Annotated in this window: 10 protein-coding genes; all 10 read right to left on the bottom strand. The window is 56.4% G+C overall.

What is annotated here, in order from left to right; genetic code table 11:
- Nucleotides 1-80: 80 nt before the first annotated feature.
- Nucleotides 81-2,021: a hypothetical protein gene (locus SH287x_RS08775; RefSeq protein ID WP_479518324.1), complete on the bottom strand. Its 1,941-nt coding sequence runs from the start codon at nt 2,019-2,021 to the stop codon at nt 81-83.
- A complete protein-coding gene (locus SH287x_RS08770; protein ID WP_479518323.1) occupies nt 1,993-6,549 on the bottom strand; it encodes an Eco57I restriction-modification methylase domain-containing protein in 4,557 nt (1,518 codons plus the stop codon). Before SH287x_RS08770 ends, SH287x_RS08775 begins: the two co-directional genes overlap by 29 nt.
- Nucleotides 6,550-6,555: 6 nt before the next feature.
- The gene (gene drmD / locus SH287x_RS08765; RefSeq protein WP_479518322.1) at nt 6,556-9,819 is read right to left on the bottom strand and encodes a DISARM system SNF2-like helicase DrmD; all 3,264 of its coding nucleotides are present in this window, start codon (nt 9,817-9,819) and stop codon (nt 6,556-6,558) included.
- A 32-nt stretch (nt 9,820-9,851) separates the two neighbouring features.
- Nucleotides 9,852-10,061: a helix-turn-helix domain-containing protein gene (locus SH287x_RS08760; protein WP_479518321.1), complete on the bottom strand. Its 210-nt coding sequence runs from the start codon at nt 10,059-10,061 to the stop codon at nt 9,852-9,854.
- A 148-nt stretch (nt 10,062-10,209) separates the two neighbouring features.
- Nucleotides 10,210-10,614, bottom strand: a complete 405-nt coding sequence (locus SH287x_RS08755) for an integrase core domain-containing protein (RefSeq protein WP_479518320.1) — start codon at nt 10,612-10,614, stop codon at nt 10,210-10,212.
- Between the two features lie 143 nt (nt 10,615-10,757).
- Nucleotides 10,758-11,141 (bottom strand): IS3 family transposase, encoded by a 384-nt coding sequence (locus SH287x_RS08750; RefSeq protein ID WP_479518319.1) that lies wholly within the window; start codon nt 11,139-11,141, stop codon nt 10,758-10,760.
- A gap of 655 nt (nt 11,142-11,796) precedes the next feature.
- Nucleotides 11,797-12,606 (bottom strand): bestrophin-like domain, encoded by an 810-nt coding sequence (locus SH287x_RS08745; protein ID WP_479518318.1) that lies wholly within the window; start codon nt 12,604-12,606, stop codon nt 11,797-11,799.
- 205 nt (nt 12,607-12,811) lie between these two features.
- A complete protein-coding gene (gene glgX, locus SH287x_RS08740; protein ID WP_479518316.1) occupies nt 12,812-15,322 on the bottom strand; it encodes a glycogen debranching protein GlgX in 2,511 nt (836 codons plus the stop codon).
- 5 nt (nt 15,323-15,327) lie between these two features.
- Nucleotides 15,328-16,227, bottom strand: coding sequence for a polyphosphate kinase 2 family protein (locus SH287x_RS08735; protein WP_479518314.1), 900 nt, complete (start codon nt 16,225-16,227; stop codon nt 15,328-15,330).
- Between the two features lie 370 nt (nt 16,228-16,597).
- Nucleotides 16,598-18,610: a tetratricopeptide repeat protein gene (locus SH287x_RS08730; protein ID WP_479518313.1), complete on the bottom strand. Its 2,013-nt coding sequence runs from the start codon at nt 18,608-18,610 to the stop codon at nt 16,598-16,600.
- Between the last annotated feature and the right edge of the window lie 8 nt (nt 18,611-18,618).

Raw genomic sequence — 18,618 nt, 5'->3', positions numbered from 1 at the left:
ACAGAATGGACATCGGTATCTTCCTCGCAGCTGCTCTCTACTGTGTGTCGAAAATTTGATCAGTTCGGGCCATTGAGGAGTCAAAACCTCGTCCGCAGCAGTCGTCCGTTTTCACTCGTCGCGTCGAGTGTCTCCACGACATACGGGCCGTCAGGATTGGCCAGATGGGCTGGTGGTTCTGATGTCGTGGTCACAATGTACTGGAAGGAGACATGGTTCGCGTCGCTGCACTGCGTCTCCAACTCGTGGACAATCTCGAACAGGCGGCGGAAGAGGGGGCCTTCCATGTCGCCTTCGCGGGGGCTGTCGTGCATCAGGAATCGGGGGTGTTGGCCGAGGCCATAGATGCTCGCCGCCAGGCAGGAAACGTCGAACGCCAGCACCGAGGTCATGACGGATAAGGCCGCGCCTGCGGGGGCCAGTTTCTTGTCGGGCATTGGTTGAAGGCCGTTTCCGTCGACTTGGATTCTTCCGGAGGCGTCCGGGCCGAAGATTTCCTGGAGGATCTGCTCATAGACCTCGGAGATGCGATTCAGTTTAAGTCGAGCCGGTTTGCGGGCTTCGTCCATGGTCTGTAACGATGCGTCGATCTCATCGTCGGCCTTCTTGGTGGACTTCGTGGTCCGTGCGGCGGCTGTGATCAGAGCCTGAAAGGTCGCGGCATCGGTTTCGTAGGATTTCCACTTTCCAATGAGTTGGTCGATACCAGACAGTTCACCCTTTAATCGCTGCTCCTCCGTCTCAAGCTGTTTTTGGGCCGCTTCGGCAGCCGCCAGAAATCCTTTCTGAAGCTTCTGCGCATCCTTCAGCTTTTGTTCGGCATCGAACTGTTGCTCACGAAGGTCGGCGAGGTGAGAATCCTTGGCCGGGTCGTTTGCCGTTGCCTTGGCCCGTTCCTTGATCCAACACGGATCAGCCTGACAGCGGGCGTACGGCTTCGTTGGATCGGCCTCGTATTGGCGAATCTGCTCCTTAATGTGCTTGATGACTGCGCCGTGCCCCGCAACATCACCTTCGGCAGCGGTCACCTTCCCGGCGGCCTGTTCGCTCAGTTCATTCAGTTCCGCGACACGAGAAACGGCGGTGCGATCTTCCTTCAAACGTTGCAAAGAGGCGACCTGCTCGTTCACGATCTTTTTCGGCTTCACCCCCTCGAACGAACGCTGTTCGCCTTCGACTTCAGCCTCGGCGGGCAATTCGAGTTTTGCCTGTAGGGGTTGCCACAGGGTTTCGATTTTTTTCTGCTCGCGCTCCCCTGCCCGCTTTTGGTCAGCACGCTTCTTCAGAATTTCGTGGTGTTTGACGCGGAGAGCGATCTCGTCGACGCTCATCAGGCCCATCACCCATTGCATGACGAGGCTGTTCTCGTCGCGGTCGAGGCTCGGCCCCGCGTTCGAATCTTCGTGACGCCAATCGTTGGTCCGCCGATAGCCACATTGATAATCACGCGACAACCAGGCGAGCACGTCCAGCCACTTCGCTTCCCGGCCCCTTGGCAGCGCGAACTTCGGCAGGTCCGACAGAACGGCGTCGTTCACAGCCTGCACAAAGTCCCGATGCGGGAGCTTTTCGACGGGCGAATGGACCGCGCCTTTCCAGTCCGCTGAACGGATCGCGAAGGATTCCTCCGCTCCGGCGACCTTCAAGGGACGCACAACAATCCAATCGGTTCCCGCAACGATCCAGTGGGCCACAACGACCGTTGATTCCAGCCCCTTGGCGGCGGAGATGCTCTGCTGGGTCTCTTCGCTGCCGAACGTGGGCTCGCCCAGCGTGTACCGGATCAACCGCATCAGCAGCGTCTTGCCGACGCTGTGCCCGGCGACGGGACCGCCTTGAGTTGCCATCTGCTGCGTGCGGATGATGTTCAGGCCGCGCCGGAACGGGATGTTCCGAATGACGGCCTTGGAATCCGGCGCGGATAGGATCACCAGCCGCTGGAGCCAGAGGGTTGGCTCGCGACGGTCTGTGGATGGTTTCAGCGGTTCCCGTTCAAGCGGGAATAAGGTCGACTTCGGCATCGACGGTCTCCTCGCTGACGGTGATCTGGCCTGCTGATTGCGCCCGGTTCAGGTACTGCATCGTTTCCGTGAGACGGCGAGCCTCTTCCGATGACGCATCGTCCGTGGTGGGAGCGGTCGCGGTGACGCGCCACGCCTGTTGATGGGCGGACGGGATTTGTTCGATGAAGCCGTCAATCTCCAGGTCGGTGAACAACTGGTTGAGGTCCGGCGTGGCCTTCCGGCGGCCTTTGGGACGGCTTCCCGTCTCGACCAGCGCTCCCCGCAGTTTATCGTCGAGCATCAGGATCAGGCCCTCATTGAGAAGCCGGCGCGTGACCGCTCGCCCGTTCCAGGCACGGAGCAGCATCATCAAGAACCGATGGCCCGGCTCCAGCGCCGATGTAAACAGATCACGCGACGCAGCCTTGCGGGGCTTCTTGGGCTGGCTGGCTTTAACCGGTTTCGGGGGCTTCTCGGTCTTCCCGATCTGTTTGCCTACGAGGAGTTCTTCCTTGTGACGTTGTTCGTTGAGTTCGAGGAGGCGGGCGAGGACTTCGTCGCGGAAGTCGTCGGGCCAGCGGAGCCGCCAGGGCTTTTTCTTTTTGGACTTCTTCTTGCCGGTCTCTTCGTCGTCTTCCTCGTAATCGAGCAGGAACTCGCAGCGGGCGGTTTGGGCAAGGTCGTGCCAGCCGTAGGCTTCCAGCACCGCGCGATCCATCGCGTCGTGCAGCTCTCGCAGCTTCAGAATTTCCGGTGACTTCTCGTGTGGGTCGTGGAACCGGTTGTAGGTTTTCGTGAGACCTTCGTTGTTGGCGACCATCAGGTTTGCCCGAAACTCGTAATAATTACGACCGATAGCGTTGAGCGTTTCGAGGGCGACGACTGGGAACGGAAACGTCTCAAAACAGTCCGACGGGGTGTATCGCAGGTCGTCCTTCATCGACGACCCGAAGAATCTCGCCCATACCTCGTGAACGTGAGATTGCAACGTGGCGAATGATGCGAAATCGGCGAGTGGAAAGATGATGATTGATTCTGCGAAAACGCTAGCCGAATTCATGAACGTGATAGCCCAATTCGGTTGATGCCGACAAGTCACCAACACTCGATCTGTATTCGCAAGGCATCGAAATAGGGCGGGCGTATATCGACCCCATTGCCACCAGTTCTTCTTACGGCGTTTCGCATCGGCGTTGTCCCCTAGTTTTGCGCGTTCTGGCCTCACCTTTTCCTCGACAATTCGTGTTAGGTCAGGCCAGCCGCTTCGTACTTCTTTTTCGCTAAGTTCGCCAAAGTTGATCACGTAGCGATGATGGGCGTGCGTTGGACTGGTGTTAATCTCCTCGCCGCCGATATACGGGAAGATTCGCTCGGCATTCCGCTGGTCCTGCTCGATGAGCCGACGCATCTCGGCCAGCGGCGTCGCCACACCCTTGATGTCCGTGTCGTCAAACGTAAAGCCCATTCCCAGGACATAGCTGCCCACATAACTTTTACCCTTGTTCGCGTCTAGCCGCGCCGGGTCTGAGTGTCCACCACGGTGAAACAGGAATGCCGTAATTTTCTCGGACGCATTATCGTCGAGCGTGCGAGGTCCCTCGTAGTTACCCTTGTGGACATGCAGGACGCTCACCACCACCGCCGCTAAACCCGGCCATTTGAAACGCCGCCTAGCGCGGTATATCTGCCCGTCGTGCTCGCAGATCCACCGGAGACCGGTCGAGCGTGTGTCTCCCTGGCCGATCGTATTGGTGGCGATAAGACCATATGAACCGCGAATCCTCAGTCGGTAGAAACAGCCCCGGAAAAAATGGGCAACGAGATCGGCGTTGCCGTGACTTTCGACGTGAACTTCTTTCAACCAGTCGGGATAACCATCTTGGTTCCCATTGGCCATCGTGTTCTTCCCAGCGAAAGGCGGATTGCCGACAAACGCATCGAATCCCCCATTCGCCCGCGAAAAGACTTCCGGAAACTCAATCTCCCAGTGAAACGGTGGGATCGGATGCTCACCGGTTCTCAGGCTCGCAGCAGCATGGGCGATCCGACTGCGGGCCTCGACATCGAACTTGTCTTCCTTGAGGGCCTGGAAGTGCCGAGCGACATCCAGGAAGAGTTCCTCGCAGAGTTTCTCCCGTTCCTTGGCCTTCTTCCCAGCGAAGAACGCACTGATGCACGCATCGCCGGTCATCCGGACGACGTTCAGGGCTTCATCCGCCAGGGCCAGCCGTTGTTCCTGATCGCGGTACGGCACATCCTCGCGGGCGTTGAGAATCTTCGCGCGGGCTTCGGTCGCCCGGTCGAGCCGCTTTTGGATCAGGTCTTCGCCGAACTGCTTCTGCTTCTTCGGTTCCCAGTGAAAGCCGATGATCTGCTTCCGCGTGAGGCCGACCAGCGAATCGCCGTGACGGAGCGAGTGGTCCAGAAACGTGAAGGGATGGTCTTTGGCCAGCGTCACCAGCCACAGCGACAGCTTGGCTAGATCGACCGCCATCTCGTTCTTGTCGACGCCGTACAGGCACCGCTGCGCGACCTGGCGACGGGCGTAAAGGACTTCGTCTTCGTCGGGCGGAATGTCGGTCGGCACGAGCTTGTGCGCATACCACGCCTTGACCAGTTCATCGGCCAACTGCCGACAGGCTTCGACCAGAAACGCCCCGCTCCCCATCGCGGGATCGCAGATTTTCAGATCGAGAATCTGCGATGGATGCGGCGTGCCGACCGCACGAGCCTGTTTGGCCTGGTCAATCGCCCGCTCCGACAGGCGAATTCGGGCATCGATTTCTCCCGGCGTGTACCGCCGCTTGTCTTCCTTGGAAGGCTGGTAGACCTCGGGCAGCGGAGCCTCGGGATCGCACAACTGCTTGAGGATCGGTTCGAGCGTCGTGCGGACAATCGGTTCCGTCAGCGACCGGGGGGTGTAGTGCGACCCGCTGCGGCGACGCTCATCGGACGGTTGCAGGACGATGGCCCCCTTGGGGACCGTCCGGGGAGTGACCTTCTTGGCGATCTTCTTGTCGAGGGCTTCGAGCAGTTGCTCCAGCGACTCGGCCTCTTTGAGCTGTTTGGCAGCTTCCTTGCCGAGCGTCTGGTCCGAGTGTTCCTTGAGCCACTTGGCCCGGTCCTTCCCCGGCGTCTTCAGCAATTCGGCGAGATTGATGGTCGCCGGAGCACCGTGCGATTTCACGGGCTTGATGGCAATCGAGCGGCCCTTGGCGACCTCCAGGTTGAACCCCATCACCGTTTCGTAGACCGACCCGATTTGCTCGACATCGAGCGTCCGGTAGCTGAGTCGTTCGCCATCGAGGATCAGCAGGTTACGGAGAACCTTGTAGACAACGCCGTCGGAGACTCGCGGGACGATGGGAGCCGCGTCGGTCGCCGAGGAACACCCTTCCAGAAACGGATAGCGGTCGGGATCGAACAGATAGCCTTTGCGGGCCGGGAGCCGGAAATCACCGTGCTGGCCCCCTTCATAGATCAGCCGGAAGAGCGTAAGCAACTGTGACCAGGCCCCGTACCGCTGGTTCATTGTGTCGGGGTGTCGCCCAGCGTCTTCCCGCAGACGATTGAACAGCCCGGTCACCGAGTAGTAGTTCGAGTAGATTGGATCGCTGGAGAGCAGATCACGGTCTTCGGCGTACATCACGAAGACCAGCCGCATCAGCACCCGCAGCAGCCCGGCATAGACGTGATTGGGATCGTTCGCCAGCACATCGCGCAGCAAATCGCCGTTGCGGACATCGTTGGCCGCTTGGAAGCCCCGCATCATTTCATACAACGCCGCGAGGACCTGTTCCGCGAGCTTGGTGGAAACGGTGTTCTGATATTTGCGGCTGTTGTGCAGGATGGCGGGCAGACGCTGATTGTCGCCGAGCGAGAACATCCGGTCGGCGCAGAGCAGCATGTGCAGGGCAGCGAACATCGGCCGCCCGGCGACCTGCAACATTTCCTGGACATTGAACGTCGCGTAACCGCTCGATTCTCCCTTGGGGGCATAGACCAGCCGCAACTGCTTGCGGTTGGAGAGCAGGCCGATCGGGACGCCGGTTTCTCGCAGCAGTCGCTCGAACTTCGCCTGCGGGGCGGTGTTCCAATGCCGGGCGGACTCGGCCTCGTCCGGCTCATCTAGTTTGCAGCCAGACGCGAGTTCCTGAATGAGCATCATCCAGGGAGTCTGCCCCTCGGCCGGTTTGAAGACCGGGACGGCATGGGTGGGCCGCAGCGTTTCGTTGTACTGCGGCAGGACGACTTCGAGCGACGCCATGTCCGCCGGGAGCGGAACTCGGGCCGGAACCTCGCGCAGGTCTGCTGCTTCCCAACCGAGAACCTTGCGGGTGAATTCGGGCAGATCGCGAAGTTCGGGAACGCGTTCGTCCCCCTGGACCTTGGGGAGACAGCTCAGGAACTGAGCGTGCTCCGCCATGATGTTCTTGTTGACGTAGCATTGGGCCTCCAGCATGGCCGGAATGGACACGATGAGGCCCACCGGCTGCACGTAGCCGAGCCATTCCTGATGCGCGAGTTCTTCGGGAGATTTTGCCATGTTGGATCAGCCCGTCACCGGCCAGAGGTAGACCAATCCCACCGGTTCGACCCGCTGGGCTTTGACCGTGTAGATGTCCGCAATGCGTTGGGGCTCCGTCTTCAGTTCCTCGCGAAGTTGTTCGAGACGCTTCTCCCAGTAGCGTTTGTTGGCATCGAGCTGGGCGAGTTCGTTCTCGTCATCGCCGAAATCGAGCAACCGCTGCTGAGGGTTGAGCTTGGATATCCGTTTGATCGTCTCGGCCAGGTGCTTCTGCTGGGTTTCGAGGATTTCACGCATCGCCTTGGCCTCGGCGGCTCCGCGATCGGCGAGCTTCTGAACGGCATCGGCGGCGTACTCCGCCCCACGTGATTCCAGGTGCGGGAGCAACTCGCGAATGTCACCCGCCGCCGCCTGTTGGAGCTGTGCGATGACTTCAGCGGTCAGCTTGATGCCACCGGCTTTCAGCAACGACTCATCGAGCAGGCCGAGTGTTTTCGTCTCGGCATCCTTGGCGTAGGGTGAGAGTGGATTCTTGCGAACCGTGGGATCGATCCAGCGCGCCGTGACGGGGATCAATTCCTCGTGAAGCCGTGCCGCCCCTTCACCATAGAGGGCCAGACGCCCCAGCAGAATGACGCGGGGGATCGAATCGGTCGCCTGAGCGAAGCAGGCACGAGAGAGATCGTGATGGACAAAGCCCTGTGCGGTGAAACGCCCCAGTAACCGTTGAACGACTCGCTGTTCGAGATGCAGATGAACGAAGTCGTCGCCGACAATACCGGTGTCTTCAAACACCACGGGCCGGATCGGAGCCGACTTTCGCCAGTCCCAGAGTTTCTGGTCGCGTTTGCGGGGAACGCGAAGCGTGTCCATCGTCTCAGCCCAGGTGGGATCGGCTCCCGAGCGTTCGTCGAGGGCGGGGAACTTGAAACAGTTGACGCCGTCTTCATCGACGACGGACTCCAACTGATCCGATCCGAGAAGCTGTAACGAACAGGAAATCGCTGAACGGAATTGAACATCGTTCAGTCCGATCGACTTGCGCGAGCTGTCGAGGAGCGTCCGCAGCCGGTCAATCTGCTCGCGAAGTGCCTGCTGACGTTCACGCGAGGCTTCGAGTTCGTCCGTAATCGCCGCTCGGCGAGAATCGTCGAGATGGATGGAATCGATCTCGGATTCCAGCGAATCGACTAGGCGGTGCCGAATCCCCATGCTGAGCGACTTCGCGAGCTTGGCGTCGATCACCTGGGAAAGGCTGCCGAGTTCCTCTTTGATCGTCTCGGTCTTGCGGACCAGGACATGCAGAATGCGATCCTCGGGACGCTGCTGGTAGACGAAATAGTGGCAGAAGACTTCCGAGGCCGGTTGCAGCTTGCGATCGATACGGCCATTGCGCTGCTCCATTCGGCTGGGATTCCAGGGAACGTCGAAATGGAACAGGTTGTGGCAGTGGGCTTGCAGGTTGAGACCTTCGCGGGCCGCATCGGTCGCGATCAGAATGCGAACCGGATGCTTGCGAGGATCGGTGTTGAATGCCTGCTTGATCTCTTCGCGCTTGGCGGGCGGTGTGGGGCCATGAAAGACCAGGATGCGATTGGCGGCGCGGTCGCTGTCCTTGATCGCGGCTTCCAGACGACCGAGCAGATAGCGTTTTGTATCGTCGTACTCCGTGAATATCAGGACGCGGGTATCGTTCCAAGTGGCCCCCGGCTTGCCAAGGTCGGGGCACATCTGGGCGCGAATCCACTCGATCAGCTTCACCGTGCGAGCATCGGACTTGCCTCGCGCCTGCTCGGCGATATCCGTCATTTCATCGAGCAGCTTTTGTTCATGAGCAAACAACTGCTTTGATGAGAGGTCATCGAGCGCCCCCAATGAGGCCGCAGACGCAGCCTCGAACTGGGCGTCTTCTTCGGCTCGGAGTTGCTCTTCCCCCAGCGTGGCACGCTCGTCGTCGTAATCGATGCTGCCGGTCAGCAGATCGAGTGATGGAGTTGGATCCTCATCCGCCTGGGATCCACACTGCAACTTCTCCCATTGCCGCTTGACAGTGTTCCGATGCACTTTCAGCGTGCGCGCAAACGCTTCGATAGACGAGAGCAACCGCTGTTGCAGGCCGGTGATGAGCAACCCGGAAGCGGCCTGCTTCCGCTTGGACTCGTTCTTGAGGCGTTCCTCACGGGTCTGCCGGTATTCATCCAGCAGTCGCGAGAGCTTCAGTTCCGGTGCTTCGGGCGGCAGTCCAGTGATACTGACCTGAACCACTTTTCGCTTGGGAAACCCTCCCTGGATTTCGCGAATGTCTTCTTTGATTCGCCGGACAATGACCTCATCACGATGTTTCGCGGTGACCGGAACGCCACGGCAGAAGCGTTGCGGGTCAAGAATTTCCAACAGAGCGGAGAAGCTGTTCGAGTGACCGTTGTGGGGCGTGGCCGAGAGAAACAGGCGATGCTCGAAACGGGGGGCCAAGTCACGTACGGCGCGAGTGATCTGCGAATCAATCGCGTACTTCTGCCCGCTGGATGGTGCCGCGTGATGGGCCTCGTCGAGAATCAGCAGCGATCCGCTGCGGAAGGTTCCCAGCAGGTCGCGAAGCGGACCCGCGTACGCCTCATCAATCAGCAGGCGATGCGAAATCAGGAACCGCGTGTGCGTGCTCCACGGATTGACCCCGAAGCCTCGCTCACGGCGGACATCCTTCATGTAATCCTTGTCGAGAATCTCAAACGTCAGCCCAAAACGGGCCTCCAACTCTTCCTTCCACTGCAACAACATCGATGGCGGGCAGGAAACGACGATCTCCTTAACCTTCTTTCGCAGGAGTAACTCACGGGCAATGAGGCCCGCTTCGATCGTTTTTCCCAGGCCAACGTCATCGGCAATGAACAAGTTGACGCGTGGCAGCCGCAGAGCCTTGCGAAGCGGTTCCAACTGATACGCGTCCAGCCGAATGCCCGCCCGGAACGGCGACTGGAACAGTTTGGGATCGGTCGAAGTGACGCAGTTCCATTTCAGAGTGTTGAGGTAAGCCGCAAAGAGTCGCGAATCGTCGAAACCCTTGGATGCCACATCTTCCCATGCCTCACCCGTCAGAATTGTGGGATCGAGTTCCTTCTCCCAAAGGACTTCCAGCGGCTGCCCTTGATTGTCGTCGTCGACACACGAGAGCTGAACCAGGGTGCTGTCTGCAACTCTGCGCGGGGGGATCACATCCTCAACGAGATAAGTTCTCTGGCGGACGCGTGCAATGCGCCCCGGTGCGATCTTGGTCGAATCGTGACTCATACTTGGGAGGCCCGCAAAGTGTCAAAAACGCTTTAATTGGAAACTATTCGTCTTATTGCCGTGAGGTGTAGTTTCCGGAGTATCCGATCGAGTTCCCATAGCTTGAAGAGTCGATCGTTGTTGGCGGGATGGCGGTATTCCGTCAGTTTTCCCTCAGCACTCCATGCTCTCAAGGTATTTGGGCAGACTCCCAAGATTTCTGCCACTTCCTTCGCGCAAACAAACCCGTCTTTGCGAAGCATGCTTGCTTTCTTATAGCCTACAAAACCTCTCTGAACGGAGAATGAAACCCTACCAGTTGTGCTGGGCATTCTCAATGCGGTGTCATGAGTGCGAGGTATAATCACGGCATCTTTGTTGATTTAAAACCTGGATTCCCGTGTGCCATAATCAAGGTGATGCCCCTGGCATAGTAGACTTCTCAACGAATGCTTGGCGCTGGTGGCCTGCTGGTGGAATTGGTACCAGTTGTAGTGAGAGTGAGGTTTGTAGGGAGAAGGTGTGTTCCTGCAAGGGAGGCTGAGGCATCGCCGAAGCCGGAAGGGAAGGAAGACACCTTCGTGCGAACTCCGCAGGGGGCACATAACCCAGCGAACTGTGAGGTCGCACTTCGTTGTACTGACGATTCCACGAAGCACCCAACTTCACCGCCGCCGTCAGCGATTCAAACTCTTCGCAGCCCAGGAACTCATCCCGAACCTTCGAATGAAAACTCTCTGCGTAGCCATTCTCCCAGGGGGATCCCGGCTCGATGTAGAGCAGCCCCACTGATGACCACTCCAGCCACTGACGCAACCCCTTCGCATGAACTCCGAACCATTATCGCTCCGGATGTGCTCGGGAACTCCATGGGCCACAAACAACCATCGCAACACATCAATGATGTCACGACTCGTCAGGCGTCGAGACACCTTCAAACACAAACACCCCCGCGTGAATTAATCCACCACGCTCAGCCACTTCAAGCTCGTCCCGTTGGCAGTCCGATCGAAGATGAAGTCCCAGGCCCAGACCTGATTCTTCCGCTCCACACGATGGCGGATACAACCATTCGCACTCGATCCCAATCGACCTTTTTTCTGCCTCTTTTGAGGCACTTTCAGACCTTCACGACGCAAGAGGCGATACACCCGATCAAACCCTGCGACAAACCCTGCCCGCTTGAGCAACACCGTCATGCGGCAATAATTAAACTGCGGATGCTGGCAGATCAACTCGTGAATCCGTGCGACCAACTGAGACTCATCACTCGAGGGTTTGCGCGCATATCGATGACTGCTGCGAGACTGGCTCAAGACACGGCAGCCACGACGTTCACTCACCGAAAACGAACTCTCCAGATGATTGACGGCTTCACGCTTGCGAGATGGGCTTACCAGTTTCCCGAGGCGATCTCCTTCAGCATCGCCGGGAAAACTGCACCATCATTTCTCCAAAGGGTGTGAACAGTTACCCCCTGATCGATAGAGTGGCGACATAACCCACAAAATTTTTAGGAATTGAGAACGCTGACTTTCTTACCACAAGGAAAGTGGTAGTCCCTCAATTCCCGTTGGAAAATGCATCGAAATACAACCTATTGAAGAAATTTGCAAAAAATGCGAAACTCCTTAACATAGATCCCACAAAGGATTTCAAGCTTTTTGGCATAACCTTCAGAGCCCACTACGGAGCCGAAGGTTGGTGGTTCGAACCCACCGGGGTGCATTAGACTTACGTCGATTCGCCTTCTGGACTGTATCCATCAAAAAGTGGGTACAGTTCGGAAGGCGTTACCGTTTATGGATTCGGTGGCTTGATCTCCAGAATCGACCGTGGAACTTCCGCATCCTGCTAGAGCGAATTCTCTCCTAAGTGTCGCGTTCTGGCGGCGTAAAATCCTAGATTTTTCAGGATCAATGACACCCATACGCCGACACACTTAACCCGGAAACGGGTTTTAAGAAGAAGCTATGGCAGGGTTACCAGAATCAAGGGTCAGTTTGATCGCAGAAGACGAACGGATTCTTGCATGCTGCGTTGCACGTCAACCATGGCCTGTTGACTGACCTTGAGGAAACCTTCTGCTCCCCGATCTAGGTCAGCAATCAAAAACAGTACGATAGAAAAGCCCAGAACCATTCCCAGCATGGCTGGTGATCGCCGAGTAGCCGATAATCCTGACTGATACCCCATCGCTGCCATCCCCAAAGCGGCAAAGGCAAACAACACCACCCAGATGCTGATCGGCAGACGATTACGCATGCCGATCGTGACTCGTTTGGCATGTAAATCAATCATCTCATTAAGCGACTGTACAAAAATTCCGGAAATGACGGGGTTGGCACCGGGGTGTTCCACAGCTTTAACCGCTTCCACCCAAAGCAATTCATGAAGCTGTTCGGATCGACTGATCGCGTTGCCAACATCGCCCCCTTTCGTAACGCCCCCGATGCGCACATCAACATATTCTCGCAATAATTGAGCCACGTGCGATTGCTCCGGTTCCTGAAGCAGGCGTGATCGCAAGTAGGTTGTTCCGATGGCATTGGATTCTTCCAGCACAAGCTCGCGTCGCGCGTCAAAGCGTGTTGCTGCCATGTTGAACGTGAACGCCAGCATAAATGCCAGTAATCCGAGAATCGCCGCCACAATCGCGCCCACTGGAGCCTCTTTTTCTTCGGCAGCAATCACGTGCCGCCATTGCCCCAAACGATAACCAGCCTCCATCGCAATCGAGGACATCAAACACGTGATCAGAAACAGCCCACCCAGGGGAATGACATCCAATGGCTCGAATCTCCCCATGGCGACCCTTTCTTTCGACATGAAACATGCGGCCTCTACTGGCCGGGAAAGTCATTCATCGTGATTTGTCTTTCCCAGCGATCATCATCAGATACTAATCAGGATCTTTCTAAACCCGTTTCCGGGTTAAGTGTGGCGGCGTAAAAACCCGGACTTTTCAGGGCATATGACGCCCAGACGCCACTGCATTTCTGCACAATTGCGGTTAATGCGCGACAAGCACCACAATCGAACGTCCTGATAAAGTGATTGCCGACTCCGAACCAATTGGCGGCTCAGTTCCATGTTCATAGAGATCGTTAGGACTGGCCGCACCGGTATTCACAAACAGATGCCAATCATGGCCGGTTGGAGGGAGCGGTAATTGGAACTTGATCGGTTCCCAGTAGAAGTTGATCGCAATATAGAGAGCATCGCATAGGCCATCGCAGGTTTTCTCGAGCATCAGAGCCAACGAGCGGCTATGGCTTGTCCAATCTGGCTGCCCCAATTGTGAACCGTGCCACGCCACCCCGATTCCATCACCATGATCGCCCAGATGCCGGGCATGTTGATGACATCGCAATACGAGATGTTCGTGACGAAATGCGATCAGTCCCTTACAGAAGCGAAATAGCTCGTCATTCGCGGCTTGAAGATTCCAGTCCAGCCAGTTTAACGGATTATCGTGACAATATGTATTGTTATTGCCATGCTGCGTACGGCCGACTTCATCCCCCATGAGTAACATCGGCATTCCCTGACTGAGAAACATGAGCGTCAGGGCGTTTTTCATTTGTCTGCGGCGCAGGGCCAGAACCTGTGGATCATCAGTTGGCCCCTCGATACCACAGTTCCATGACTGATTATCATTGGCACCATCGCAGTTATTCTCGCCATTGGCTTCATTCTGTTTTGTGTTATAGCTCACGAGATCGGCGAGCGTGAAACCGTCGTGGCAGGTCACAAAGTTCACCGAGGCTGTTGCCCCGCGAGCAGAATAAAGATCGGGCGAACCCAATAGACGCTGTGCCAGTTCCGGGATTTGTCCCTCATCACTCTTCAGAGCCTTGCGGATGCAATCGCGAAAACGTCCGTTCCATTCAGCCCAACGGCCATATGCGGGGAAAGACCCCACCTGATAGAGGCCACCAGCGTCCCAGGCTTCAGCAATCAGTTTGGTCTTGCCCAGTACAGGATCCATGGCCAGCGCTTCCAGCAATGGAGGATTTGCCAGAGGAGAACCGTCTGGAGCGCGTCCCAGAATGCTGGCCAGATCGAAGCGAAATCCATCGATATGATATTCGGAGACCCAATAGCGCAGGCAGTTCAGCACAAAATCTCGCACCACAGGATGATTGCAGTTAACGGTATTTCCACAGCCACTGAAATTCAGATATTTGCCCTCAGACGTGAGCATATAATAAGTTCGATTATCGATCCCACGGAAAGACATCGTGAGGCCGCGTTCATCTCCCTCTGCCGTGTGATTGAAGACAACATCGAGCATGATTTCGATGCCATTACGGTGCAAGTCTTTAACAAGTGCCTTCAGTTCATCGGCTTCCGTGCCCATCTCTGCCGTTGCGGCATAACCAGTATGAGGGGCAAAGAATGCTAACGTGTTGTAGCCCCAGTAATTGATATACGGCTTGGAGGTCGCTGGATTGATACGCGGTGAGTCAACCTCCTGAAATTGGAAAATCGGGAGAAGTTCCAGACAATTGATGCCCAACTCTTTGAGATAAGGAATCTTTTCGCGAATTGCGGCATATGTTCCTGGAAACTTGACGTTAGACGACGGGCTGCGCGTGAAGCCGCGAACATGGGCTTCATAGATCACCAGGTTTTCGATGGGCAATTGCAATGGCTGGTCGCCTTGCCAATCAAAGTCTTCAGGGATGAGTCGTGACCGGTATGCCGGAGACAAAATTGAACCCGGCGTGTCTCCTGTTTGCTTCTGACTAACAACAGAGCGTGCCATGGGGTCAAGCAGGATTTTTGAGGAATCAAAGCGATGCCCCAATGCGGGATCAAAAAGGCCATCCATCCGAAAGCCGTATTCAAAACTCTCCGGGTCGAGGTCGAATACGGTCATACAAAAAATGTCCCCCACGCGAAATTCCGTTGGAAAGGGAATTTCAGTGATCGGCTCAATACCGCCCGGCTCAAACAAGACCAGCGTGCAGGAGGTCGCCTGACGGGAAAAAACGGAGAAGTTGATCCCGCCAGCGACAAGGCATGCGCCCAGGGGTAATGGCAAGCCGCTTCGCAAAGCAAACTGACCGAAGTGACGTGTGGGATACACATCCACACGGGCGGCTCTGACCACAGATGAGGCCACAGGCCCGATGGCCGTCAACGGGGTCTGGCTTTCCGGTGGTAAGGCTCGCAACAGGTCTCCAAACCCTGCCGCATCGACATACGCTTTCATCTCTGGGGTTACACCAGTTGCAGTCAAAATCACACCCGATGTACGTACCAGGCGGCAGAACTGCAGCAGCTTTCGTAAACCTGTCCCGGAGAAGCCCACTGTTTTGGAAAAATCGAGTGATAATGACCGCTTTGACCGGGAAAGTTGGGAAATTCGTTCTCGCATCTCTGGTGAAGTCGAACCGGCAAGGTCTCCCGTAATGTAGATAGTCGCATGGTCGCCATTCTCGAGAATATCAAATTCCACGGAGTGCTTAGCTGACAAGGAAGGGTGAATCTCCTGTGGTGTGGCGATCGATGACATCGTGGTTACTCACTTTCCAACTGACGATGCGCTTCGGCAAGAACCGCGAGTTGAGCCTCGGTGGTTTCCGGAGTTTTCAACTGAAGTGACTGAATCGTTGTGGTGATAATGTCCGCCACCACGGCACGTGTTACCCACTTTTGATCGGCGGGGACTACATACCAGGGAGCCCAGTCTGTACTGGTTGCAGCAAGAGCCTCTTCATAAGCCTCTTGATAGTCATCCCAAAACTTGCGCTCCTGCATGTCGGCCGCCGAGAACTTCCAATGCTTGTCTTGATTCTTCAGTCGTTCCAGAAACCGGCGTTTTTGCTCTTCTTTAGAGACATTCAGGAAAAACTTGATGATGATCGTTCCATTTCGCACAAGATGCTGCTCGAAGGCATTAATATCTTCGTAACGCGCATTCCAGAACGATTTGCCACGTTTTCCCGGCGGAAGCCTCTGTGTTTCCAGTATCTCCGGATGAACCTTCACGACCAGGACATCTTCATAGTAAGAACGGTTATAAATCCCAAGACGCCCTCGCTCTGGCAAGTTTTTCATACATCGCCAGAGAAAGTTATGATCGAGTTCTTCCGTTGATGGCTTCTTGAAACTGTAGACTTGGCAACCCTGTGGATTGACCCCGGACATCACATGCTTGATTGTTCCATCCTTGCCGGCGGCATCCATCGCCTGAAGTATAATCAGCACTGAGTAACAATCATTGGCATAGAGCAGTTCCTGTGCTTTGGCGAGATCCTGGACACTCTGATTCAAAATCTCGATGGAACGTTCTTTAACGGCATCTTTGCCAACATCTTTCAGTTCCTGAGTCTGGGCCCAGCCAGAATCGTGATCCTTGAGTCGAAAAGTTTTTCCTGGCTGAATCCGAAACCGGTCAATAATTTCCTGTTGAATCATGATGCCTCAACAATTTTATAGATTACGTTTTCATCCAACATCCACTCAGACGCGACGGATTCACATGGACACACCCGCTTCTTCTCTGGAGTCATGAGTTTTTCAGTAGATAAAATTCAAACGGACAACGGCCCGATCTCAGGCACCAGTGCGGTTTCCTTCTTAACTGAAGCGTTCTGGCGGCGTAAATACCCATACTTTTCCGGACAAATGACGTACATACGCCGCCACACTTACCCGGAAACGGGTCTATCTATAGAGATCTGCTTCTCCCCGCTTTTATGATTGAAGCAGCGGGGGGAGAGTCAGCGCGCGTCCATTTCAACTCAGGACGCGCGGTAGCAAATGACATCTCCGCAAAGAACAGGCATTACGGAGTCTTCGTGAACTTCAGTCCGGGACTTTTTTCGTCATCACCAACCATCTTGAACAGGAACTCTGAAGGATTCGTGAAATGGACTTCAGCCAGCATCGTTTCCCCCCCATCATCGGTTTCCAAAGCCAGGTTGTTCTGATCGACTGCGAAGACACCTTTCACGGACTGCTTACGTTTCCCCTGGGTATAAGTCCAGGTGTAGCTTCCCTCTTGAGTCAGATCGAGTTCAAACGTGGCCCCCTGTTTACCGGCTTTCCAGTTGCCAATCAATTGGTCTGTATTGAGCACTTTCACTGCAGGAACAACAGGTGGTGCCGATGAAACGCTGGGCGTTTTTGACACATCGGGAGGCGTGGTCATGCCTACCAGTTGTTTGATCAGTTGATCATTCGGTAGCAAGGTCAATGCCTGCTGAAACTGCTTGGCAGCCGCACTGTCGTGTCCCATCGTCTGGTAGTGATAGCCCAATAGGAAATGGCCATCGGCTGACATGGGGTTGGCCTTTACAAAGTTTTCCAGAACCCGCAACTGCTTTGTGTAAGTCTCTGCGGAAGGATAGAGACTGATCATTGTCGTCCAATCCCAACCGGGGCCGGCAGCCAGCACCGCATAGATAGCGGCCGCCGCTTCCGGATACTTCTGAAGCGAGAACAGCACCAGACTGCGGAACTCATGAACGACGGTATCATTGGGCATCGTCTTGAGCGTGATATCGAGTTTCGCAAGAGCTCCCGTGTAGTCACCATTACGGAAAGCTGCCCGCGCTTCTTCAAATGCGGCCAGCCCCTCATCCGTTGGCTGCTGCCCAGAAGGCGTTGGCGCAGCAGAACTTGTGCCCGGTGCTGCTTCTGCCACATATCTGTCTGCGTAGACCAGCGGCTGAGAATAGTCATAGCCGTAAGATCCACCACTGGAAGCATAAGGGTTCGAGTAATCCCAGTATCCCCAGCCGTAGCCAATACGATTGATCCCCCAGGCCGTTAAGCCCAGAGCACTGGCGACGGGGTAGTTGTCCCACATATAGTCCCAGCCGGCACCGGGATGCCAGCTATCATGATACCAGTCACCATAATGGTCGTGCTTGTCATCTGCCCAGTTCTGCCAGTCTTCCCGATTCTGGTCTCTCCAGTCCTGGCGGTCGTCCTGCCAATTCTGGCGGTTGTCTTGCCAATCGCCACGATTCGCCATGCGGTCACTGAGGTTGTCACGACGATCCTGAACCGAGGGACGATCTCCCATTCGATCCTGCACGCGGGCTCCCTGATTGGGAAGGCGTGAGCCAGCATCGCCACCGCCCAATCCCGGCAAGCGGGCCGGCAGTTGTGAGGGGCGATTGCTGATTCCTTGCCCCGCCCCTGGTCGATTCACGGAATTACCAGAACCAGGTCGTGTGCCAGGCAATTGAGCGGGACGTGAACCCGGTAACTGAGAAGGGCGTGAACCAGGTAATTGGGAAGGTCGAGAGCCTGAAAGACCACTTCCTGCTCCTGAACCAATCCCCTGACCAGCCCCGATACCTGTCCCTGAACCAATCCCGGTGGATGGTCGAGTCGATGGCAATTGCGAGGGGCGTGAACCGATGGAACCGCCACCACTCCCAATGCTGGGCCGAGTACCGGGCTGTACCGCCGGGCGACTTCCCGAACCAATGTTGCTCCCCCCAATATTCGGGCGCGAGCCTGCGCCGGCATTTGGGATCGAAGGCCGAGCGGCAGGCGTTGCAGGGCGGCCTTGTGGAGCCGCAGGACGCGCTGCGGGAGCCGATGGTCGACTGGCAGCGGGCGCTGAGGGGCGGCTAAAGGAAGGAGAGCTGCCAATCGATGGCCTGGCTCCACCGCCGCCGCTGAACCCGCCACTGGGCCTGGCTCCGCCGCCACTGAATCCCCCCCCACCTCTGCCGCCACCGCCCCCTCCTCCACGGCCGCCACGACCCAATACCTGCGTGTCAGAAAGCACAGCCAGCATGGCCACGGCCGAGGCTGTCAGGATCCACATGCGTGTCTTCATCGAGATGT

It is taken from the genome of Planctopirus sp. SH287 (genome assembly GCF_056500625.1).
Note: the sequence above shows the minus strand (reverse complement) of the source record. Positions and strands in the feature narration are given on the sequence as shown.